16 protein-coding genes and 1 riboswitch are annotated in these 17,698 nt (G+C 37.8%); of the genes, 8 read left to right on the top strand and 8 right to left on the bottom strand.

Going from position 1 to position 17,698, the window contains the following annotated elements; all coding sequences use genetic code 11:
• The first annotated feature begins 50 nt into the window (after nucleotides 1–50).
• The 3 genes from BV906_RS11665 to BV906_RS11655 all read left to right on the top strand — a co-directional run bounded on the left by BV906_RS11665 (nucleotide 51) and on the right by BV906_RS11655 (nucleotide 2,319).
• Complete coding sequence (locus BV906_RS11665) at nucleotides 51–674, top strand: lysozyme family protein (RefSeq protein WP_087973711.1); 624 nt, start codon at nucleotides 51–53, stop codon at nucleotides 672–674.
• 82 nt (nucleotides 675–756) lie between these two features.
• Entirely contained in the window at nucleotides 757–1,134 is a 378-nt protein-coding gene (locus BV906_RS11660; protein WP_087973710.1) for a RidA family protein, read from the top strand.
• A 15-nt stretch (nucleotides 1,135–1,149) separates the two neighbouring features.
• Nucleotides 1,150–2,319 carry an iron-containing alcohol dehydrogenase gene (locus BV906_RS11655; protein ID WP_087973709.1) on the top strand — a complete coding sequence of 390 codons (1,170 nt, stop codon included), beginning with the start codon at nucleotides 1,150–1,152 and terminating at the stop codon, nucleotides 2,317–2,319.
• A gap of 67 nt (nucleotides 2,320–2,386) precedes the next feature.
• On the opposite strand, the gene BV906_RS11650 is transcribed toward BV906_RS11655, so the two are convergent.
• Nucleotides 2,387–2,632 (bottom strand): YuzB family protein, encoded by a 246-nt coding sequence (locus BV906_RS11650; RefSeq protein ID WP_087974070.1) that lies wholly within the window; start codon nucleotides 2,630–2,632, stop codon nucleotides 2,387–2,389.
• Nucleotides 2,633–2,782: 150 nt separating this feature from the next.
• On the bottom strand, nucleotides 2,783–3,988 hold the full coding sequence (locus BV906_RS11645; RefSeq protein WP_176330334.1) for an MFS transporter: 1,206 nt from the start codon (nucleotides 3,986–3,988) through the stop codon (nucleotides 2,783–2,785).
• Nucleotides 3,989–4,278: 290 nt separating this feature from the next.
• Between BV906_RS11645 and BV906_RS11640 the strand changes: the two genes are divergently transcribed.
• From BV906_RS11640 to BV906_RS11630, 3 genes are all read left to right on the top strand, one after another.
• Nucleotides 4,279–5,166, top strand: coding sequence for a DUF1002 domain-containing protein (locus tag BV906_RS11640; protein ID WP_087973708.1), 888 nt, complete (start codon nucleotides 4,279–4,281; stop codon nucleotides 5,164–5,166).
• 70 nt (nucleotides 5,167–5,236) lie between these two features.
• Complete coding sequence (locus BV906_RS11635; RefSeq protein ID WP_087973707.1) at nucleotides 5,237–6,751, top strand: MFS transporter; 1,515 nt, start codon at nucleotides 5,237–5,239, stop codon at nucleotides 6,749–6,751.
• 300 nt (nucleotides 6,752–7,051) lie between these two features.
• On the top strand, nucleotides 7,052–7,846 hold the full coding sequence (locus BV906_RS11630; protein WP_087973706.1) for a 3D domain-containing protein: 795 nt from the start codon (nucleotides 7,052–7,054) through the stop codon (nucleotides 7,844–7,846).
• A gap of 82 nt (nucleotides 7,847–7,928) precedes the next feature.
• Here BV906_RS11630 and BV906_RS20040 read toward each other — a convergent pair whose 3' ends face one another.
• Both BV906_RS20040 and BV906_RS11625 read right to left on the bottom strand, forming a co-directional pair.
• The gene (locus BV906_RS20040; protein ID WP_281254135.1) at nucleotides 7,929–8,060 is read right to left on the bottom strand and encodes a hypothetical protein; all 132 of its coding nucleotides are present in this window, start codon (nucleotides 8,058–8,060) and stop codon (nucleotides 7,929–7,931) included.
• 252 nt (nucleotides 8,061–8,312) lie between these two features.
• Complete coding sequence (locus tag BV906_RS11625; RefSeq protein WP_087973705.1) at nucleotides 8,313–9,932, bottom strand: ABC-F family ATP-binding cassette domain-containing protein; 1,620 nt, start codon at nucleotides 9,930–9,932, stop codon at nucleotides 8,313–8,315.
• Nucleotides 9,933–10,337: 405 nt separating this feature from the next.
• On the opposite strand from BV906_RS11625, the gene BV906_RS11620 reads away from it, so the two are divergent.
• Complete coding sequence (locus BV906_RS11620) at nucleotides 10,338–10,946, top strand: hypothetical protein (RefSeq protein WP_087973704.1); 609 nt, start codon at nucleotides 10,338–10,340, stop codon at nucleotides 10,944–10,946.
• A gap of 613 nt (nucleotides 10,947–11,559) precedes the next feature.
• On the opposite strand, the gene BV906_RS11615 is transcribed toward BV906_RS11620, so the two are convergent.
• From BV906_RS11615 to rarD, 4 genes are all read right to left on the bottom strand, one after another.
• Nucleotides 11,560–12,195 carry a YpmS family protein gene (locus BV906_RS11615; protein ID WP_087973703.1) on the bottom strand — a complete coding sequence of 212 codons (636 nt, stop codon included), beginning with the start codon at nucleotides 12,193–12,195 and terminating at the stop codon, nucleotides 11,560–11,562.
• A 12-nt stretch (nucleotides 12,196–12,207) separates the two neighbouring features.
• Nucleotides 12,208–13,113: an SGNH/GDSL hydrolase family protein gene (locus tag BV906_RS11610; RefSeq protein ID WP_087973702.1), complete on the bottom strand. Its 906-nt coding sequence runs from the start codon at nucleotides 13,111–13,113 to the stop codon at nucleotides 12,208–12,210.
• 292 nt (nucleotides 13,114–13,405) lie between these two features.
• Nucleotides 13,406–15,112, bottom strand: coding sequence for an O-acetylhomoserine aminocarboxypropyltransferase/cysteine synthase family protein (locus BV906_RS11605; RefSeq protein ID WP_087973701.1), 1,707 nt, complete (start codon nucleotides 15,110–15,112; stop codon nucleotides 13,406–13,408).
• An 84-nt stretch (nucleotides 15,113–15,196) separates the two neighbouring features.
• Nucleotides 15,197–15,314, bottom strand: a riboswitch (SAM riboswitch).
• Between the two features lie 96 nt (nucleotides 15,315–15,410).
• Nucleotides 15,411–16,319 (bottom strand): EamA family transporter RarD, encoded by a 909-nt coding sequence (gene rarD / locus BV906_RS11600; protein WP_087973700.1) that lies wholly within the window; start codon nucleotides 16,317–16,319, stop codon nucleotides 15,411–15,413.
• 158 nt (nucleotides 16,320–16,477) lie between these two features.
• Between rarD and megL the strand changes: the two genes are divergently transcribed.
• Complete coding sequence (gene megL / locus BV906_RS11595) at nucleotides 16,478–17,662, top strand: methionine gamma-lyase (protein WP_087973699.1); 1,185 nt, start codon at nucleotides 16,478–16,480, stop codon at nucleotides 17,660–17,662.
• Nucleotides 17,663–17,698: the final 36 nt, after the last annotated feature.

The following is a 17,698-nucleotide window of genomic DNA, read 5'->3' as shown; positions in this document are numbered from 1 at the left end:
AAGTTACCGCAGTTAAAAACATTAATCATAGAGCCAAAAGGACGATATAAATGAAACTTAAAAGAAAAGTAAAACAGGTACTTAATCAAGTCTTGTTAATAGGATTACTACTAATTGGAGCCTTCCTCATCCTGTCATTTTTGACATATGAAAGCCCGAGTAAGTTGCCACAAAAATCATCCGCCATGATTAGTGAAGAAGTTCGGAATTATGAACCGTTGGTCGAAAAGTATGCGAAGGAGCACAATGTAACAGAATATGTTGATGTTCTCATGAGTATGATGATGCAGGAATCAGGTGGTCGGGGAACTGATCCGATGCAATCATCCGAAAGCTATTGTGGACAAATTGGTTGTATAGAAGATCCAGAGTTATCTATTAAACAGGGAGTCTATTATTTCCAGAAAACATTAGAGGATGCCGAGGGAGACCTGAAGCTTGCTATTCAGTCCTATAATTTCGGTCGTGGTTTTATTGATTATGTACAGGAACAAAAGGGAAACTATTCAGTGGAGACGGCAATCGACTTCTCCCAACATATGTATGAAAATGCACCAGATCAATCAATCTATACATGCCTTCGTGAAGAGGCCAAACAGTACGAGGCTTGTTATGGGGACATCTACTATGTTCAATCTGTTATGCAATATAGGGACGTATTAGCATTGGAATAAAGAAACTGGTAAGATTAAGGAAAGTATTGTGATTTATTACATGCGATACTAGATAAAAGGGAATGAAATGGGAGGAATTCAAATGGTAAAAGCAATTCATACAGAAAAGGCACCAGCAGCAATTGGTCCATATTCACAAGCAATTCAGGCAGGTGACTTTTTATATGTTTCCGGGCAAATACCAATTAATCCACAATCAGGTGAAGTAGTCGATGGAATTGCAAATCAGACGAAACAGGTACTGGAAAATCTAAAAGCAATCCTAAATGAAGCAGACACTGATTTTTCCAAAGTGGTTAAATTCACTATTTATTTATCATCCATGGAAAATTTTGCAGAAGTTAATGAAATATACGGAAGTTTTCTTGCAGAGCCATACCCAGCAAGAGCAACGGTTGAGGTGAGTCGTTTACCAAAAGATGTCCTAATTGAAATGGATGTCGTAGTATACACCAAATAACTGGAGGTAGTTTTCATGGAGAATTTCATCTATCAGAATCCGACGAAGTTGATATTTGGTAAAGGTCAGCTGGATAAATTAGCTGATGAAGTAGAGTTATATGGCAAGCGAGTACTTATCGTCTATGGCGGTGGCAGCATTAAACGTAACGGTGTCTACGATAATGTGATAAATGAGTTAGGCAAAATCGGAGCGGAAATATTTGAATTGCCAGGTGTTGAACCGAATCCACGAATTACTACTGTTCGCAAAGGTGTAGAGATTTGTAAAAAGGAAGCAATTGAATTCTTGTTGGCAGTCGGTGGTGGAAGTACAATAGATTGTACAAAGGCAATTGCAGTTGGTGCTGCAACAGAAGCGGATATGTGGGATGTAGTAACCAAGAAAGAAAAAGCTGAGGCAGCCCTTCCGTTCGGTACCGTATTAACTTTAGCTGCAACCGGATCGGAAATGAATGCTGGATCTGTTATTACAAACTGGGAAACGAATGAAAAGCATGGATGGGGTACGCCACATACATTTCCTAGGTTCTCCATTCTAGATCCTGTTCATACATTTTCCGTTCCACTTGACCAGACAATATATGGAATCGTGGACATGATGTCACATGTCCTGGAACATTATTTTCACAAGACGGAAAATACGCCGATTCAGGATCGCTGGTGTGAAGGGATACTATTAACGGTCATGGAAACAGCTCCAAAACTTCTCAAGGAACCGGAAAACTACGATTATCGGGCAACAGTCATGCTTGGGGGAACATTAGCATTAAATAATATGCTGAACATGGGGTATAAAGGTGATTGGGCCACACATAATCTGGAGCATGCTGTATCTGCCGTACATGATATTCCACATGGTGGAGGACTTTCAATTCTGTTCCCTCATTGGATGCGCCATGTATTGGATGAAGAAAATGCAGATCGATTTAAACAGCTTGCTGTTCGCGTATTTGGAGTGGAGACGACAGGTAAATCGGACAAGGAAGTTGCATTAGAAGGAATTGACAGACTACGTGAGTTTTGGAATAGTATTGGTGCGCCATCAGCGTTGGCTGACTATAACATTGACGAAAGTTCTGTGGATATCATGGCTGGTAAAACAGTTATTGCCAGACCGGAATATGGTGTTTATAAAAAACTCTCCAGACAGGATTCTGTCGATATACTTAAGGCAAGTCTATAATGTAATACAGAATATCTTCATTATTTCCCTGGAAATAATGTCGAAAAAAGTAAAAAGAACTTGCTGTTTATTGATATACAGCAAGTTCTTTTTTTATTTGTTCTCTTATTTTATCCAGACATTCTTCTGGAGTTTTAGCGGAAACACGTTTATTATTCACGAGCGCATATGGTCGTAACGCACATAAGCCACAAAACGATAGACATTCATTCATTAGAACGGCCACTTCGGGAAATTCTGTTTCGATGATACTTTCTATATCTAATGTAGTGATTGCATTACCGTCACAGATTTCTACAACGACTATACCCATTGCCATCACTTTCTTTCTTAAAAGGTTTTAATCGAACTCTGTTAGTTTTAGCATATTTGCCAAGAAAAATCAATCATTGCGTTTAAAAATATATTCTATAGTATAAAAAGACAGGAAGCAACACTGCTTCCTGTCTTCATCTTCTACGGTTTATCGGGATGAAAAACGATGTGATTCTTTTGGTGAGTATTCATATTTATACCAGACAATAAGCATGATAGTTCCACTTAATATAAGCAGTATACTTGTTATTACAAATACAGAAGAGAATCCCCATGCAGCTGCAATCAAACCACCAAGTGCTGGTCCGATAATATTACCAAGGAAACGGAGGCTAGTATTATAACCAAGTACTTCTCCTTGCATGGATAATGGTGCTTTCTGACGAATATAAGCAATTCTTAATGGAACGATTCCGCCAATAGAAACTCCAAGCAAGAATCTGAGAACAACTAGTTGCCATATGTTGGTTACGAATGCGCCAGGTAAATAAGCAATACCCGCTAAGAACAATAGGGCAATCAATATTTTAATATGCCCAATACGGTCTCCAAATTTACCCCAACTCCTGGCCATCAACAGATTCCCTAGTCCAGCGGCAGAGAAAGCCATGCCAGCGAAAAATGCGATATTTACCGGGCCGTGAATTTCTTCAACAAACAAAGAAAGGATTGGCTGAATACTGAAATGGGCAATCTGTACAAGTGTAGATAGTAACATGACAACAAGCAGTACAGGCCTCGCGATAATATGCTGTAATACTTCTTTACTGCTATAGGATTTATAATCATTTTTATCGTTGGATAATTTTAGTTTAACCTCTTTAACACCGAACATAACAAGTAGTCCGGAAATGAAGATTGTAATGGACACCCATTTAAATGTGCTTGTAAATCCAAATGCATCTGCTAAAAGCCCACCAAGCATTGGCCCCATTAATGCACCTGTGATACTTCCTGTCTGAAGTGTGCCAAGCACCTTCCCGGCGACTTCCTTGGGTGTCTGTGTGGCTATGAATGCCTGTGACATTGGAATAAACCCGGTCACAATTCCCATTACTAAACGCAATAAAAAAAGCTGCCATACGGTTGTGGCAAACCCCATAAGAAAAACAGAAATTCCAATACCAAATGCAGAAAGAATCAGTAACTTTTTTCTGCCGTACTTATCACCAATTCTTCCCCAAATCGGAGAGAAAATAAAAGCAGTAATAAAGGTTACTGCAAAGGTTAATCCTGACCATGTTTGCACATAGGCATCGGAAAAGTCCCCCATGGATTCAATGTATAAAGAGATAAATGGAATAACCACTGTCATACTACCGCTAACAAAAAAGTTAGCAAACCACATAATCATTAAATTACGGTTTACTGCTTGATTTGTATCTGAGATTCCAAAGACCTTCTTTCTTGAACTTTACTTCGTTACCCTAAATATACATTAACGCGAAATAAGTGGAAAACTATCTGCTCATGGTTATATAGTTAAAGGTAAAATAAATGATAGTATCCTGTTATAATGAATTAAAAACCGTTATACTAAAAGGGAAACATAAATTTGATTATTAAAATGAATGCTGGGTGTTGACAGGACAAAGTAAATCAATATACTCTCCTAACCCAGCCTGAAAAGGAGATTTTTAAACGATGAAATATACATTAAAAATGGTTGGATTAATTCTTATAGTCTTTGCGTTTATCGTCGGATTCGCTGCACCCGCAGCAGCAGTATCCAATACAATCATTATTTATGGTGAGAAATTAACAGACGCGCAGCGTGCGGAAGTACGTGAACTTTTGGAAATAACAGAATCAGACCCTGTTGAAGAGTATGATGTGACAGGTCAGGACTACGCAGATTTTATCAATGGAAATCCAGATTCTAACATGTATTCTTCGGCAGGAATTGTATTGGAAAATGAAGGTACCGGACTGACAGTTAATATTGTCACTCCTGAAAATATTACAGAAGTTACTGCAGCAATGTATGAAAATGCTCTACTGACTGCTGGAGCTGAAAATGCTACCGTTGATGTGGTTTCCCCTGTTAGGGTGAGTGGACATTCTGCTTTAACCGGTATTTATAAAGCTTATAATGTAGAAGGCGAAGAACTGGATAAGGAACGGATGGAAGTAGCCAATGAAGAGTTGAATGTTGCAACAGACCTTGCCGAAAATGAGGGTGTATCACAGGAAGAGGTTAGTACATTATTAAGTGAAATTAAACAAATGATTGCAGAGCAAAATCCAGCAACAAGGGAAGATGTCGAGCAAATCGTCAGTGAGCAATTGAACAATCTGGAAATCAACTTAAGTGAGGAAGATCGGCAAATGCTGATTAACCTGTTTGATAAAATGCGCGATTTGGATATTGATTTTGGTGCGGTAAAAGGTCAGCTGGAGGACATCGCCAATTCTATTGTCGATAAAGCAGATGAACTTGGTCTTGATGCAGGATTCTGGGAAAAGGTTGCTAACTTTTTTAGTGAAATTTTCCAATCTATAAGCAATTTATTCAAGGGATTGTCTAACTAATTTATATGCAGCAAAAGGACTCCATTAACCACCCGAGTCCTTTTGTTATGTCTGCCATGGAGTGATTATAATGGAGCAAAACAAGGTATCACAAAAATGGGCCATTACGCTTTTTACGATAGCAGTATTTATGGCTGGGCTCGACAATGGGATAATTAGTACTGCTTTAACAACAATTAATGATTCCTTTGATGTTTCTCCGTCCTGGGGAACATGGAGTATTACTATTTATACATTAGGTATGGCAATAAGTGTACCGATAATAGGCAAATTATCTGATCGATATGGTAGAAAAAGACTGTTTATCATGGAAATCTTATTATTCGGTATCGGATCTTTAGCGGTAGCTCTTAGCCCAAATTTTACTTTTTTACTTATATCCAGATTTATTCAAGCAGTTGGTGGTGGAGGGATATTCATCATTGGAACTTCACACATTCTGTCCACATTACCTAAAAAAAGTCAGGGGAAAGCATTGGGATTACTTGGAGGTATGCATGGACTTTCTGCTCTTATTGGTCCCAATCTAGGTGCAGTCATCTTAGGCCTGACCGGAACATGGCAATGGATGTTTCTGATAAACCTACCGATTGCTTTATTTCTAATCATTTTTGGCTTTTTAAAAATTAAAGATTCCAAACCTGGAAAGAAAAGGCCGTTGGATCTAAGTGGTACATTCCTCTTATCGACAGCAATTCTGTCCTTTATGTATGGAATAACACGTTTGGACAGTACTTCTATTATGGATAGTTTCCTAGATATTGGTACATTGGCATTTCTGATTACAGGTAGTGGCTTATTTATCGTACTAATCCTATATGAACGTCATGTAGAAAAGAGAAATGGTGATCCGATTATCGCCTTTTCATTACTGAATCAACGAAACTACCAAGTTACCTTATTACTTGGATTGCTTTCTGGTGGATTTTTAGCAGGTATTATTTTCATTCCTGCTTTTGTGCAACAGGTTTTATTTGTACCAGTTGAAAATGCAGGTTTCTGGCTTACTCCACTAGCAGTGGCATCAGGTGTAGGTGCTGGACTTGGTGGTGTGTTCGCAGATAAGTATGGAGCTATAAAAACGATTATTATTTCCGGCTTTATCGGTTTATTCGGCTTTTTCTTGTTTTCCTTTTTCGTAGAAGAACTCGTTCTATTTTTAATTGCAAGTATATTTGCTGGAACGGGACTTGGAATGCTTTTGGGAGCACCATTAAATATACTTGCAGGTGAAAGCGCCTTGGAACAGGAAAAAGGGTCTGCATTAGGTACGCTATCGTTGGTTAGACAGATTGGATTAACCGTTTTCCCTACCCTGTTTGCCGGGTTTATGACAGGAAGCATATCGAAGGCTAGTTCTTTTGTGCAAAATAAATATAGTGAAGCTTTAATTGTATCTGGTACAAATTATGGGGATGTTATGAAAAGCATTAATCAAATAGAGGAGCCTACTATAAAAAGTGAAATTATCCATGATGTATCAGAAATTATTCAAACGGGCTATTCTCAAATGTTTATAACAGCAATGGTTTTATCAGCACTTGTTATAATCTGTGGTTTTTATTTGTATACCAAAGCAAAATAGAAAATTTGTTAAAAGAAACCTCTTATAAATGGTAGGAGGTTTCTTTTTTATTGATAACTACTACAAATCTATCAAATTACGATAAATGATGACTTTATATTATTACAAAAAGCGACCATTCCTAGGTAATTTGTAACAAAAACATGGAAGGAAGCACGAATTATGACAATTATGTTACATATGTAATAAATTAATAGATTTTAGTAATTCTTGTAATAGACTCTTAAACCTCTTGTAACTGTATTCTATATTTTCCTGTGGTAGTATTGGGATTGTCAGAAATTCAAGGAGGTACATCAGATGAAAAAAATAGTCGCAGCACTTACTGCAGCACTTATTGTTACTGTCACGGCTGCAACATCTGTTTCAGCTGAAGAACATCGGGTACAAAATGGAGAAAGTCTTTGGAAGATAGCTAATGATTACAACACAACTGTTGAAGAGTTGATGGATATAAATGATTTAAAATCTACTGTGATTCACCCGAAGGAATTACTGTTTATTAATACTACATATGTAGTCAAAAGCGGTGATACATTAAACGGTATAAGTAAAGAATATAACATATCTGTAGAAGAGTTAATGGATTGGAATGAATTATCAACAGATATTATCACAATCGGTCAAGAATTATCTATCAAGGGTGCAAACGTAAGCCAGGAAGATGCAAGCCCGGCTGAAACAAATTCAGTAGCAGAAGAAGCACCTGTAAAGGAAGATAAGAAATCTAGTGAAGAAAGCACAGTAAACACTGCAGCAGCTAAATCTGAGAAAGTGGACAACAACTCAGAACAAGCTTCTGAAGGTAAAACAATCTCAGTATCAGCAACAGCCTATACTGCAAAATGTGATGGTTGTTCAGGTGTAACGTATACTGGTGTTGATTTGAATAAAGATCCAAATGCCAAAGTAATTGCTGTAGATCCTAATGTCATTCCGTTAGGTTCGAAAGTATATGTTGAAGGTTATGGTCATGCAATTGCAGCTGATATTGGCAGTGCAATCAAAGGAAATAAAATTGATTTACATGTTCCAACAAAAGATGAAGCCTTTGCTTGGGGTGTTCAAACAGTTAACGTAACAATTGTTGAGTAATTTTTAAATAAAAAGGAAAGCACTCTATTAGGTGCTTTCCTTTTTGTCGTTAATATTAAACATAAATATATATGTGTAACACTTATAATTTAATCTCAGTGGAATGTCCCTTCTCATCAATAACTTCATTAGGTTTATCAGTTATATCATTATATCCTACAATTCCAATTCCAAGAATAATTATTGCAAATATTGCAAGTAAAACCTTTCTCATTTAACGTATCCTCCAACATTTAAAAAATATATAGTAATAGTATAGTAGATGCAACTGAAAATGACCATAGGGAAGTCCGGTAAATAATATTATTTTTTGTGAGTATCAATTTGCAAAGATGAAATATTGGATAAACGTTAAATAAGTAAATTAAATAACTGGAATCGTGGAGTTGAATAGGAAAACGTGTGGAGATATATAAAATAATAAAAAGAGCGGGGGACCCTTAAGTGGGCACCTCCGCTCTTTTTATTAAGCATACATTTCTTTTATCTGTTTTTGCAGTTTGCGGTCTGAAACATATTCATCATAGCTTACTTCTTTATCAATAATGCCAGACGGTGTAATTTCAATCAGACGGTTTGCGATACTGTTAATAAATTGATGGTCATGTGATGTAAATAGGATTGAACCTTTAAATTTAATTAATCCATTGTTCAATGATTGAATAGACTCTAAATCCAAATGGTTTGTAGGCTCATCAAGCATAAGCACGTTCGCATGTGAAAGCATCATTTTAGATAGCATACAGCGTACTTTTTCTCCCCCTGATAAAACATTTGCTTTCTTCTTCGCTTCTTCCCCAGAAAACAACATTCTTCCCAAAAATCCACGTAGGAATGTTTCTGTTTCATCTTCAGGTGAATATTGACGAAGCCAGTCAACTAATGTCAAATCGCCATTTTCAAAGTACTTTGCATTATCTTTCGGGAAATAGGACTGTGACGTTGTTACTCCCCATGAATAGGTTCCTTCATCTGGTTCAATTTCACCAGCTAATATTCTTAGTAACGTTGTTTTGGCTATATCATCTTTTCCAACGAGCGCGATTTTATCGTCTTTGTTCATCGTAAAGCTGATTTTATCAAGGACCTTAACATTACCAATTGTTTTTGATAATCCCTCTACACGTAATAAGTCATTTCCAATTTCGCGTTCCGGTGTGAATGCAACATATGGATATTTACGTGAGGATGGTTTAATATCGTCCAATGAAATATTATCAAGCATCTTTTTACGGGAAGTTGCTTGTTTGGATTTAGAAGCATTTGCACTAAACCTTGCGACAAAGGCTTGTAATTCTTTAATTTTTTCTTCTTTCTTTTTGTTGGAATCCTGTGCCATTTGGGATGCTAGCTGACTTGATTCATACCAGAAATCATAGTTTCCGATATAAATTTGGATTTTCCCGAAGTCAACATCGGCAATATGTGTACACACTTTATTTAAAAAGTGTCTATCATGGGAAACAACGATAACCGTATTTTCAAAGTTTATCAAGAATTCTTCCAACCATTGAATGGCTTGGATATCAAGTCCGTTGGTAGGCTCATCAAGAAGCAGGATATCAGGACTGCCGAACAATGCTTGTGCAAGCAATACTTTTAATTTCTGATCTCCAGAAACCTCTGCCATTTTCATTGAATGAAGCGATTCTTTAATGCCAAGTCCTTTTAGTAAAACAGCTGCATCAGATTCTGCTTCCCAACCATTCATCTCAGCGAATTCGCCCTCGAGTTCAGCTGCACGCATACCATCTTCTTCCGAAAAGTCAGCTTTCATATAGATTGCATCCTTTTCCTCTTTTACTTTATATAACTTCTCATGACCCATTAATACCGTATCAATTACTTCATATTCTTCAAAAGCAAAGTGATCCTGCTTCAAGAAAGTTAGACGCTCCCCTGGGGACATGGAAACATTGCCTGACTGTGGCTCAACATCACCAGATAAAACTTTAAGGAATGTTGATTTTCCTGCACCATTTGCACCAATAACGCCATAGCAGTTTCCAGGAGTAAATTTAAGATTTACATCCTCAAAAAGCTTCTTATCACCATATCTTAAACTAACATTATTTACATTTATCATACTTGGTTTTTCCTCCAATAAACTAAATAGTAATCACGTTTAGCTTACGTCATTTAGCGCAATATTGCAAGGTATCGCGGGTGAATCTTTATGTGCATGACTAGCTATTTGCTGTTTCCAAATAAACCAAAATGACATATGCTATATAAATAGGAAATTAATTTTTGTACACATTCAGAAATGGTCTTGTATATTTCCTGTTTTTTTGTAATAGTAGTAAAAAGGGCTCTATTAGTGTATTTCAAAAAAATGCCAAATTGAGTCACGAGATGACGAAACGTTGAGCACAGAAAAAGGCAAGCATTCTTCGAGATTCGCCACTTATCATTTGCTGGTTTTTGAACGTCATTTATTGCTAGAAAAAAGAATAAAAAGTCACCCAATCATTGGAAGGAGGGAAATTAAATGGGTGAAAAGCTAATTTACTTCCTTTTTACAGATACAGGAAGCTACTTATCAAAAGCGATTAATTATTACACGAAAAGATCATTGAACCATGTATCCATCGGTTTTGACCCACAGCTCAATGAGTTATACAGTTTCGGGAGAAAGCAACCAAGGAATCCGTTTATCGGAGGGTTTATAAAGGAAGATATCCACAGTGAGCTTCTTAAAAAAGCAAGCTGTGAACTTTACAGTTTTCCTGTTTCGGACGAAGATTATAACGCTATTATCCATAATATTAAAGAGATTGAAAAAAGGAAAGAATACTATAAATATAATTTTATCGGCCTATTTGGTGTGATGCTGGATATTGAAATTCACCGTAAATCTGCTTTGTTTTGTTCCCAGTTTGTCGCAACGGTACTAAGGGATATAGATAGGTTCCAATTTGAAAAACCAGCATGTTTTATTACACCCGCAGATATTCGCGGGTTTCCTGGAATGCAGTTAGTATATCAAGGGATACTCGAAGAATACCAGAAGCAACAACAGGTTAAAATCGAAGAAGAGACATTGCCAAAGCAATCATTTATATTTCTTATATCCAATCGATTCAAACGATCCGTATAAAGTGAGAACCATATACAATGTAGATGGTTCTTTTTTCATGTTTACTCTTTGATTAATGATTATTGCTTTTTAATTATGCATCCGAACGTGTAGCCCTTTTTCTAATAGGTTCTTTGATTAATATTTGGAACTGTGGTTACTCGTTCCACCGAAAAGCATTGTCGCTTTATAATTATCGCATTTGACATAAATTCAGCAGTAACTACTAGTTGATATCCTAAAACCCGTGCTATTACCGCCGTCCGGGATTGCTCTGGGCGGATGCGCATCCTTAGGGCACGGCCTCCTCAGCCCCGAAGAGAAAACCACTCTTCAGGTCTTCGGACACGTGCTTTTCCCGTAGGAGTCACCGCCCTCCGCTCACCCGTACTGGTAAAGTTGCATGATGCTTTTTAACTATTAGCAAGTGTGGTAATTGTCAGCGTCCTCCTAACTAGCTCTGGGAAATATACGTAGACTCCAGCGGGAGGAAAGGCATAGGTGAGACAACGTAGCTCTTTAGCGCAAGTTGGCTCACCAGCCACCCTAAGGTGCGCGAAGTATATTTCCCAGAGCGGCTGCCGAGAGACTTATTTTATATCACAGCATTTCCCAACTGCTACAGCTCAGTTCACTAATCACGTAGCATTTCTATCCCCAATGTTTCATAAGGTACTTTTAATTTGAATGCTAAGTTATTTGCCTCTAAATCAATGGTCTCAACTGCGACTTGAAAATTACTTTGTATATCCATATCGGTTACAGCAACATAGATTTCCTGATTCTTCGGATTGACGGTTACCCACTCAGGCATTGGAAGGTATTTATCCATATATTCCATAATTTTTTGATTAGGCAACTCAAGTAACCCAACGGAAATGGAGCGTTGTTTTAAAATAAGATCCCCATTCTCCTGCACCAATGGTTCGAAATGGACAGATAATGGCACCGTCGATGAAAACACAGGGAGCTCACCAATCAGATGGACGTCTTCCTCTAAAGATACTCTGTAATGGTGTTTGGAATCTCCAAGTAATTTTTCAATGTAGGCATTGACAAGACTATTCAGATTCTGTTTCGAAGTCCTAATTACAAATTCTGAGCTAGTTTGCTCTGAAGCCTCTTCTGTAATGACTAATCGATTTTCTGATACAGGCCAGAAAATCAGTGTAAGCAGCATTATAATAATAAGTATATTGAAGGCAAGTAAGCTGAAAAAAAGCTTCTTCCATTTACTGGTTTTTTTCAAACGCTGTATTCTGTCTGTCATAGCGTTCATCCTTTATCTAATCGTAATATATTCTAAAACCCGTTCAGCAATTCGGTAATAACCTTCATAATTTGGGTGGAAGTTATCATCAGAAAAAAGTTCAGCAGTTTCATCTGTAAATAAATCATCTGTTGGTATATAGGTGGCATTTTCATAGTCACTTGCAACATCATTTCCAGTAGTATTCCATGTTTCAACAATTAAATCCAGTTCTTCAATATCGTCAAAATACTGCTTGAAAGGATTATAAAATCCAAGTAAGTAAATCTCGGTGTTCGGGTTTAATCTTAAAATTTCATCAAATATTTCACGGAGTCTTTCCTCATAACCATCCCGTTCAAAAACAAAATCCTCCATGACCAGATTGGTGAAATTCTCTTTAACGACCTGCATAATATCATTGGCACCAATCGTCATTAATACGATATCGGAATCACTGATCGAACTGGCAATTTCATCATCTTCCAAACGCATTAACAGGTGATCTGTCCGATTTCCACGCTTACCGAAATTATCAATATGAGCAATTTGTTTATGACCATTAATCGTCCGATCTAAAATACCGACATAGCCATGTTGTTCTGTTTCGTCACCAACACCATGCGTCAGGGAATCACCAATGGCAACTATATGTGTTTCACGTTTTGTAAAGAAATCTACGGTGCCTTGCACTGCTTCTGTAACGATTTGTGGAAATGCTCGTTGTTCTGTTTCTTCCGTTTCAGTCTCATTCCTTTTCTCTGCTTTTTCTTCCTCTTTTTCAATTTTTACCTGTTCTTCTAATGCTGCTTCTTTTTCTGCTACCTCGAGTTTTGTAGCGGAATCAGGGATACTTGAATCGGTTCCTGTCATAAAATAAATGAATGCTATCCCAATAATTAAGAATAAAGCAATCATATATATCCATTTTCTTTTCATGTCATCATCCTAAGCAGTTATCTATTATATATATTATGAAAACGGGTGGCTATTTGTCCTTTATCTATTCTAATAATATACCCTAATGGATCATGTTCGAAAAGTACAAATCTATGAAAGTTTTTAGTATGGTTTGCAATTTTACTTGTAGATCATAAATAACCTATGAATAGTGTACTCAATAAAGGATGATGTTAAAACGGGTTGAACAAAAAAATCACCTTCATGAAAGAAGGTGATTTTAGTCAGTGTGGGATTCTTTCCCTTAGTATCCTATTAGTAAAGCCGTTTATCAAACATTTTGTTTCTCCCTAATCGTATTACTTCGAAGTGCTAAAGCTTCAGTGGCAGGGTTTTGATCTATAATAACAATGATTCCAGCTTCTTTAGCAAGTTTTAATGCTTGCTGGTTATTTGTATTTTCTGCAAAGATAATTTTTCCCTCTTTATTAATCACTTGCTCGACTATAGCAGAAGGGAGTTCGCTATTGTTTACCCATAATGCATCAACAGTATCTGGCAAGTCTGAAATATTGAAATCATCTCTAATTTGAATAACTTGGAAGCCTTGTTTCTCCAGAGCTATTCTTGAAGCATCATCACTACCCAGGGATAAAATTACCTTCCTGCGCGGCCCATTACTACGGTCAAATGGGGATGATAGTAGCCATTTGATTGCTTCTGCTTCTTCTGATACATTCGTTAATCCCGTCTTCCCGGTAGCATTGCCAATTGCCTGATCCAAATCTGCAAGCGTATCTTCCACAGCCTCAAGCCCTATTGATAAACGGACAAGTTCTTCTGATACACCGCTATTCTTTAAATCTTCCTCACTTAATTGCTGATGTGTAGTTGAGGCAGGGTGGATAATTAATGATTTTGCGTCGCCGACATTGGCCACATGTGACCATAATTTAACACTGTCAATCAGCTTTCTGCCAGCATCACGACCACCTTTGATTCCAAAAGTAATGATGGATCCATAGCCGAATTTAAAATATTTTTTGGCAAGCTGATGTGATGGATGTTCAGACAAACCAGGAAAACTAACCCATTCTACGGATGGATGATCTTGTAAATAATTTGCAACTTCTTCCGCATTTTTAGTATGTCTTTCCATACGCAGATGAAGTGTTTCCAGTCCTTGTAATAGTAGAAACGCATTTTGTGGACTTAGGCATGCACCGATATCACGCAGAAGTTGAACACGCAATTTGGTTATGAAGGCTGCTGGGCCAAGGTCATTGTATTTCAGGCCATTATAGCTTTCATCAGGCTCTGTAAATCCTGGGAAGCGTCCATTATCCCAATTGAATCTTCCACCATCAACAACAACGCCGCCAATTGTTGTACCGTGTCCGCCAATCCATTTTGTTGCAGAGTGAACAACGATATCAGCACCCCATGTAATTGGCTTCGTTACATATGGAGTCGCGAATGTGCTATCAATGATTAGTGGAACTCCATGTGCATGGGCAATATCAGCGACCGTTTCCACATCAAATACATTTAAACTTGGATTGGTAATAATTTCTCCAAAGATAGCTTTTGTTTTTGTTGTGATGGCCGCTTCAATTTCCTCAGGGTTAGTTCCATCCACGAATTTGACGGTTATTCCGTAACGTGGAAGTGTCGTAGCAAATAGATTATATGTACCACCATATAGGTTGCTGTCCGCGATTATTTCATCACCCGTTCCAGCAATATTCAGGATGGATAGAGTGATTGCTGCCATACCAGATGAAGTGGCAACAGCTCCAATTCCGTCTTCAAGCAGGGCAACCCTCTGTTCAAATGCATCAACAGTTGGATTCATAATTCGGGAATAGATGTTACCTGGTTCCGCTAAACCGAATAGATTCTGGGCATGTTCTGTGTCACGAAATACATAGGAAGTAGTTTGATAGATTGGGACAGCGCGTGAGCCTGTACTCGGGTCTGGTTGCTGGCCACCATGAAGTAACACGGTTTCTGGATTCTGAACATGAAATTTTGTCATAAATAATCCCTCCTAATTTGGTTGGTTTTATTGGTATTAAAAACCCTCTTCCTAAGAAGAGGGCGTATGTACGAACCGGTCCTCATCTTATCTTCCAGATCAATGGATAATCTGTAGGATGTAGCACCTTTAACAGCAGAGAAATCTGCATCTGGTTGCTGGGTTTCACAGGGCCTATTCCCTCCACCGCTCTTGATAAGAGATTGCATTTATTAATATTTAATTATTATGAGTTTATAATGAATTTAATTAATTGTCAACATCTTTTCTGAAATAATTAATAGACTGAGAATATAAACTAGTTTTGCACCTTTAATTTTCTTCTTGGTTTTTTGTAAACGCTGAACATATAAATAAATAATGCTGTCCATATCAGGATAAAGGTAATTAAATGGGCCTTGGTGAATGTCTCATCGTATAAAAATACACCTAATATAAGCATCATTGTTGGGGTGATGTACTGCAAGAAACCTACCATTGCCAGTGGGATTTGTTTAGCACCACTTGAGAAGAGTAACAATGGAACGGCTGTTGCAATCCCGCCCCCAATTAAATATAGATTCGTTGTGGTTATGAATGGTTGCAATGTAAAGGAATTCACTGGAATCATGATTAAATAAATAAGGGCAACCGGAGCAACAATCATAGTTTCAATCGTTAAACCGTACATTGCACCTATATCCACTGTCTTTTTCAACAAGCCATATAGGGCGAATGACGTGGCGAGTAGCAATGACACCCATGGAAACACCCCGTAGCTGAAAGTTAGATAAAGTACTCCTGCAGCTGCAAGGATAAAAGAAATAATCTGTCCTTTGGAAACGGATTCTTTTAGAATAATAATTCCGAGTAAAATACTGATGAGCGGATTGATGTAATAGCCAAGACTTGCCTGAAGTACATGGCCACTGACAACTGCCCAAATAAATAGGAACCAGTTCAAACTGATGACAATGGAAGCTGCCGTAATACCGAATAGTTTTTTCCTATCCCGAATAATGTTATGGCATTCATTAATGAATGGTTGCCATTTGCCTAATATGGTAACAAGTAGAAGCATGAATGCACATGACCAAACAATACGTTGAGCAAGAATAACCCCCGGTGGAACATATTCAAGTTGTTTCCAGTATATTGTAAGAAAACCCCATAACAGATAGGCACTAAATGTATATAGTATGCCAAATTTCGTTTGACGATTGTCCATTTATATTTCTCCTTTTTCTGGTAAGCCTAAGATAATAGTAAATTGGAAAAATTAATAAAGCAATTTATTGGCTAAAAATCTATAAGAAAAACGATTTCATAAATTACTAGTTTCCTTTAAAATGGAAGCAAGCTCAAATGAATGGGAGGAGCTATTTCATGAGCAAGAAACGGGGTCATTTTGAAACAGCGGTAATCCATGAGGGGTATGATTCAAAAAATATGCTCGGCAGTCTCACCCCACCAATTTTTCAAACTTCCACCTACACTTTTGAAACAGCTGAACAAGGAGAACGTCGCTTTGCCGGTGAGGAGGATGGATATATATACTCAAGACTTGGTAATCCGACTGTTCGAATACTTGAAGACAGAATTGCAGTACTTGAAAATGGGGAAAAAGGTCTTGCATTTGGGTCGGGAATGGCAGCAGTATCAGCTGTCCTGGTTGCGTTGACAAAGGCAAATGATCATATTGTCTGTTCTTCCGGATTATATGGTTGCACATTTGGTTTACTTTCGATGATGAAGGAAAAATACAATATGAAGACCGATTATATAGATATGAAAACAAAAGCAGAACTCCGAGCTGCAATCAGACCGGAAACTGCTGTTATTTATGTGGAGACACCAATTAATCCAACAATGAGGCTCGTCGATCTGGAAATGGTAGCTGAAGTTGCCAAAGAACATGATATACCTGTTGTCGTTGATAATACGTTTTCCACCCCGTATTTACAACGCCCCTTAGAACTGGGCTGTGATGTCGTTATCCATAGTGCAACGAAATATATTGGTGGACATGGAGATGTTATTGCCGGTTTGGCAGTAGGAAAGCAGTCATTTATTGATTTGGTTGCACGCACAACCTTAAAGGATATGGGTGGCGTGATTTCCCCGTTTGATGCCTGGCTATTACTCCGGGGACTCAAAACATTACCGGTAAGACTTGACCGTCATTGTGATAATGCAGAAAAAATCGTGGAAAAACTAAAGAAACATCATAATATTGCACATATTTATTATCCAGGCGACAAACATAACCCTGACTTTGCTATCATGGAAAAGCAAATGAAGCGTGGTGGCGGTGTTATCTCATTTGAAATAAAAGGTGATAAAAAGTGCGCACAGAAATTACTGAACCGTTTAGCTTTCATGAAAATCGCCGTAAGCCTTGGCGATGCCGAAACATTAATTGAGCATCCTGCCACAATGACCCATGCGGTGATTCCGGCTGAAACCCGCGGGGAAATGGGAATAAGTGATCAGTTGATTCGTCTTTCTGTTGGCCTTGAGGCATGGCAGGATATTTGGTCCGACTTGGAGCAGGCTTTGAATCAAATATAAGAGAGTATGCATTACTCGCCTACCCCAGTAAAACAT

The sequence above is a fragment of the Oceanobacillus rekensis genome, from assembly GCF_002153375.1.
Lineage (GTDB): Bacteria > Bacillota > Bacilli > Bacillales > Amphibacillaceae > Oceanobacillus > Oceanobacillus rekensis.
Note: the sequence above shows the minus strand (reverse complement) of the source record. Positions and strands in the feature narration are given on the sequence as shown.

Coding starts and splice junctions, on each gene's coding strand:
- BV906_RS11665 (WP_087973711.1), top strand. CDS start 51: ATGAAACTTAAAAGAAAAGTAAAACAGGTACTTAATCAAGTCTTGTTA.
- BV906_RS11660 (WP_087973710.1), top strand. CDS start 757: ATGGTAAAAGCAATTCATACAGAAAAGGCACCAGCAGCAATTGGTCCA.
- BV906_RS11655 (WP_087973709.1), top strand. CDS start 1,150: ATGGAGAATTTCATCTATCAGAATCCGACGAAGTTGATATTTGGTAAA.
- BV906_RS11650 (WP_087974070.1), bottom strand. CDS start 2,632: ATGGGTATAGTCGTTGTAGAAATCTGTGACGGTAATGCAATCACTACA.
- BV906_RS11645 (WP_176330334.1), bottom strand. CDS start 3,988: ATGATTATGTGGTTTGCTAACTTTTTTGTTAGCGGTAGTATGACAGTG.
- BV906_RS11640 (WP_087973708.1), top strand. CDS start 4,279: ATGAAATATACATTAAAAATGGTTGGATTAATTCTTATAGTCTTTGCG.
- BV906_RS11635 (WP_087973707.1), top strand. CDS start 5,237: ATGGAGCAAAACAAGGTATCACAAAAATGGGCCATTACGCTTTTTACG.
- BV906_RS11630 (WP_087973706.1), top strand. CDS start 7,052: ATGAAAAAAATAGTCGCAGCACTTACTGCAGCACTTATTGTTACTGTC.
- BV906_RS20040 (WP_281254135.1), bottom strand. CDS start 8,060: ATGAGAAAGGTTTTACTTGCAATATTTGCAATAATTATTCTTGGAATT.
- BV906_RS11625 (WP_087973705.1), bottom strand. CDS start 9,932: ATGATAAATGTAAATAATGTTAGTTTAAGATATGGTGATAAGAAGCTT.
- BV906_RS11620 (WP_087973704.1), top strand. CDS start 10,338: ATGGGTGAAAAGCTAATTTACTTCCTTTTTACAGATACAGGAAGCTAC.
- BV906_RS11615 (WP_087973703.1), bottom strand. CDS start 12,195: ATGACAGACAGAATACAGCGTTTGAAAAAAACCAGTAAATGGAAGAAG.
- BV906_RS11610 (WP_087973702.1), bottom strand. CDS start 13,113: ATGAAAAGAAAATGGATATATATGATTGCTTTATTCTTAATTATTGGG.
- BV906_RS11605 (WP_087973701.1), bottom strand. CDS start 15,112: ATGACAAAATTTCATGTTCAGAATCCAGAAACCGTGTTACTTCATGGT.
- rarD (WP_087973700.1), bottom strand. CDS start 16,319: ATGGACAATCGTCAAACGAAATTTGGCATACTATATACATTTAGTGCC.
- megL (WP_087973699.1), top strand. CDS start 16,478: ATGAGCAAGAAACGGGGTCATTTTGAAACAGCGGTAATCCATGAGGGG.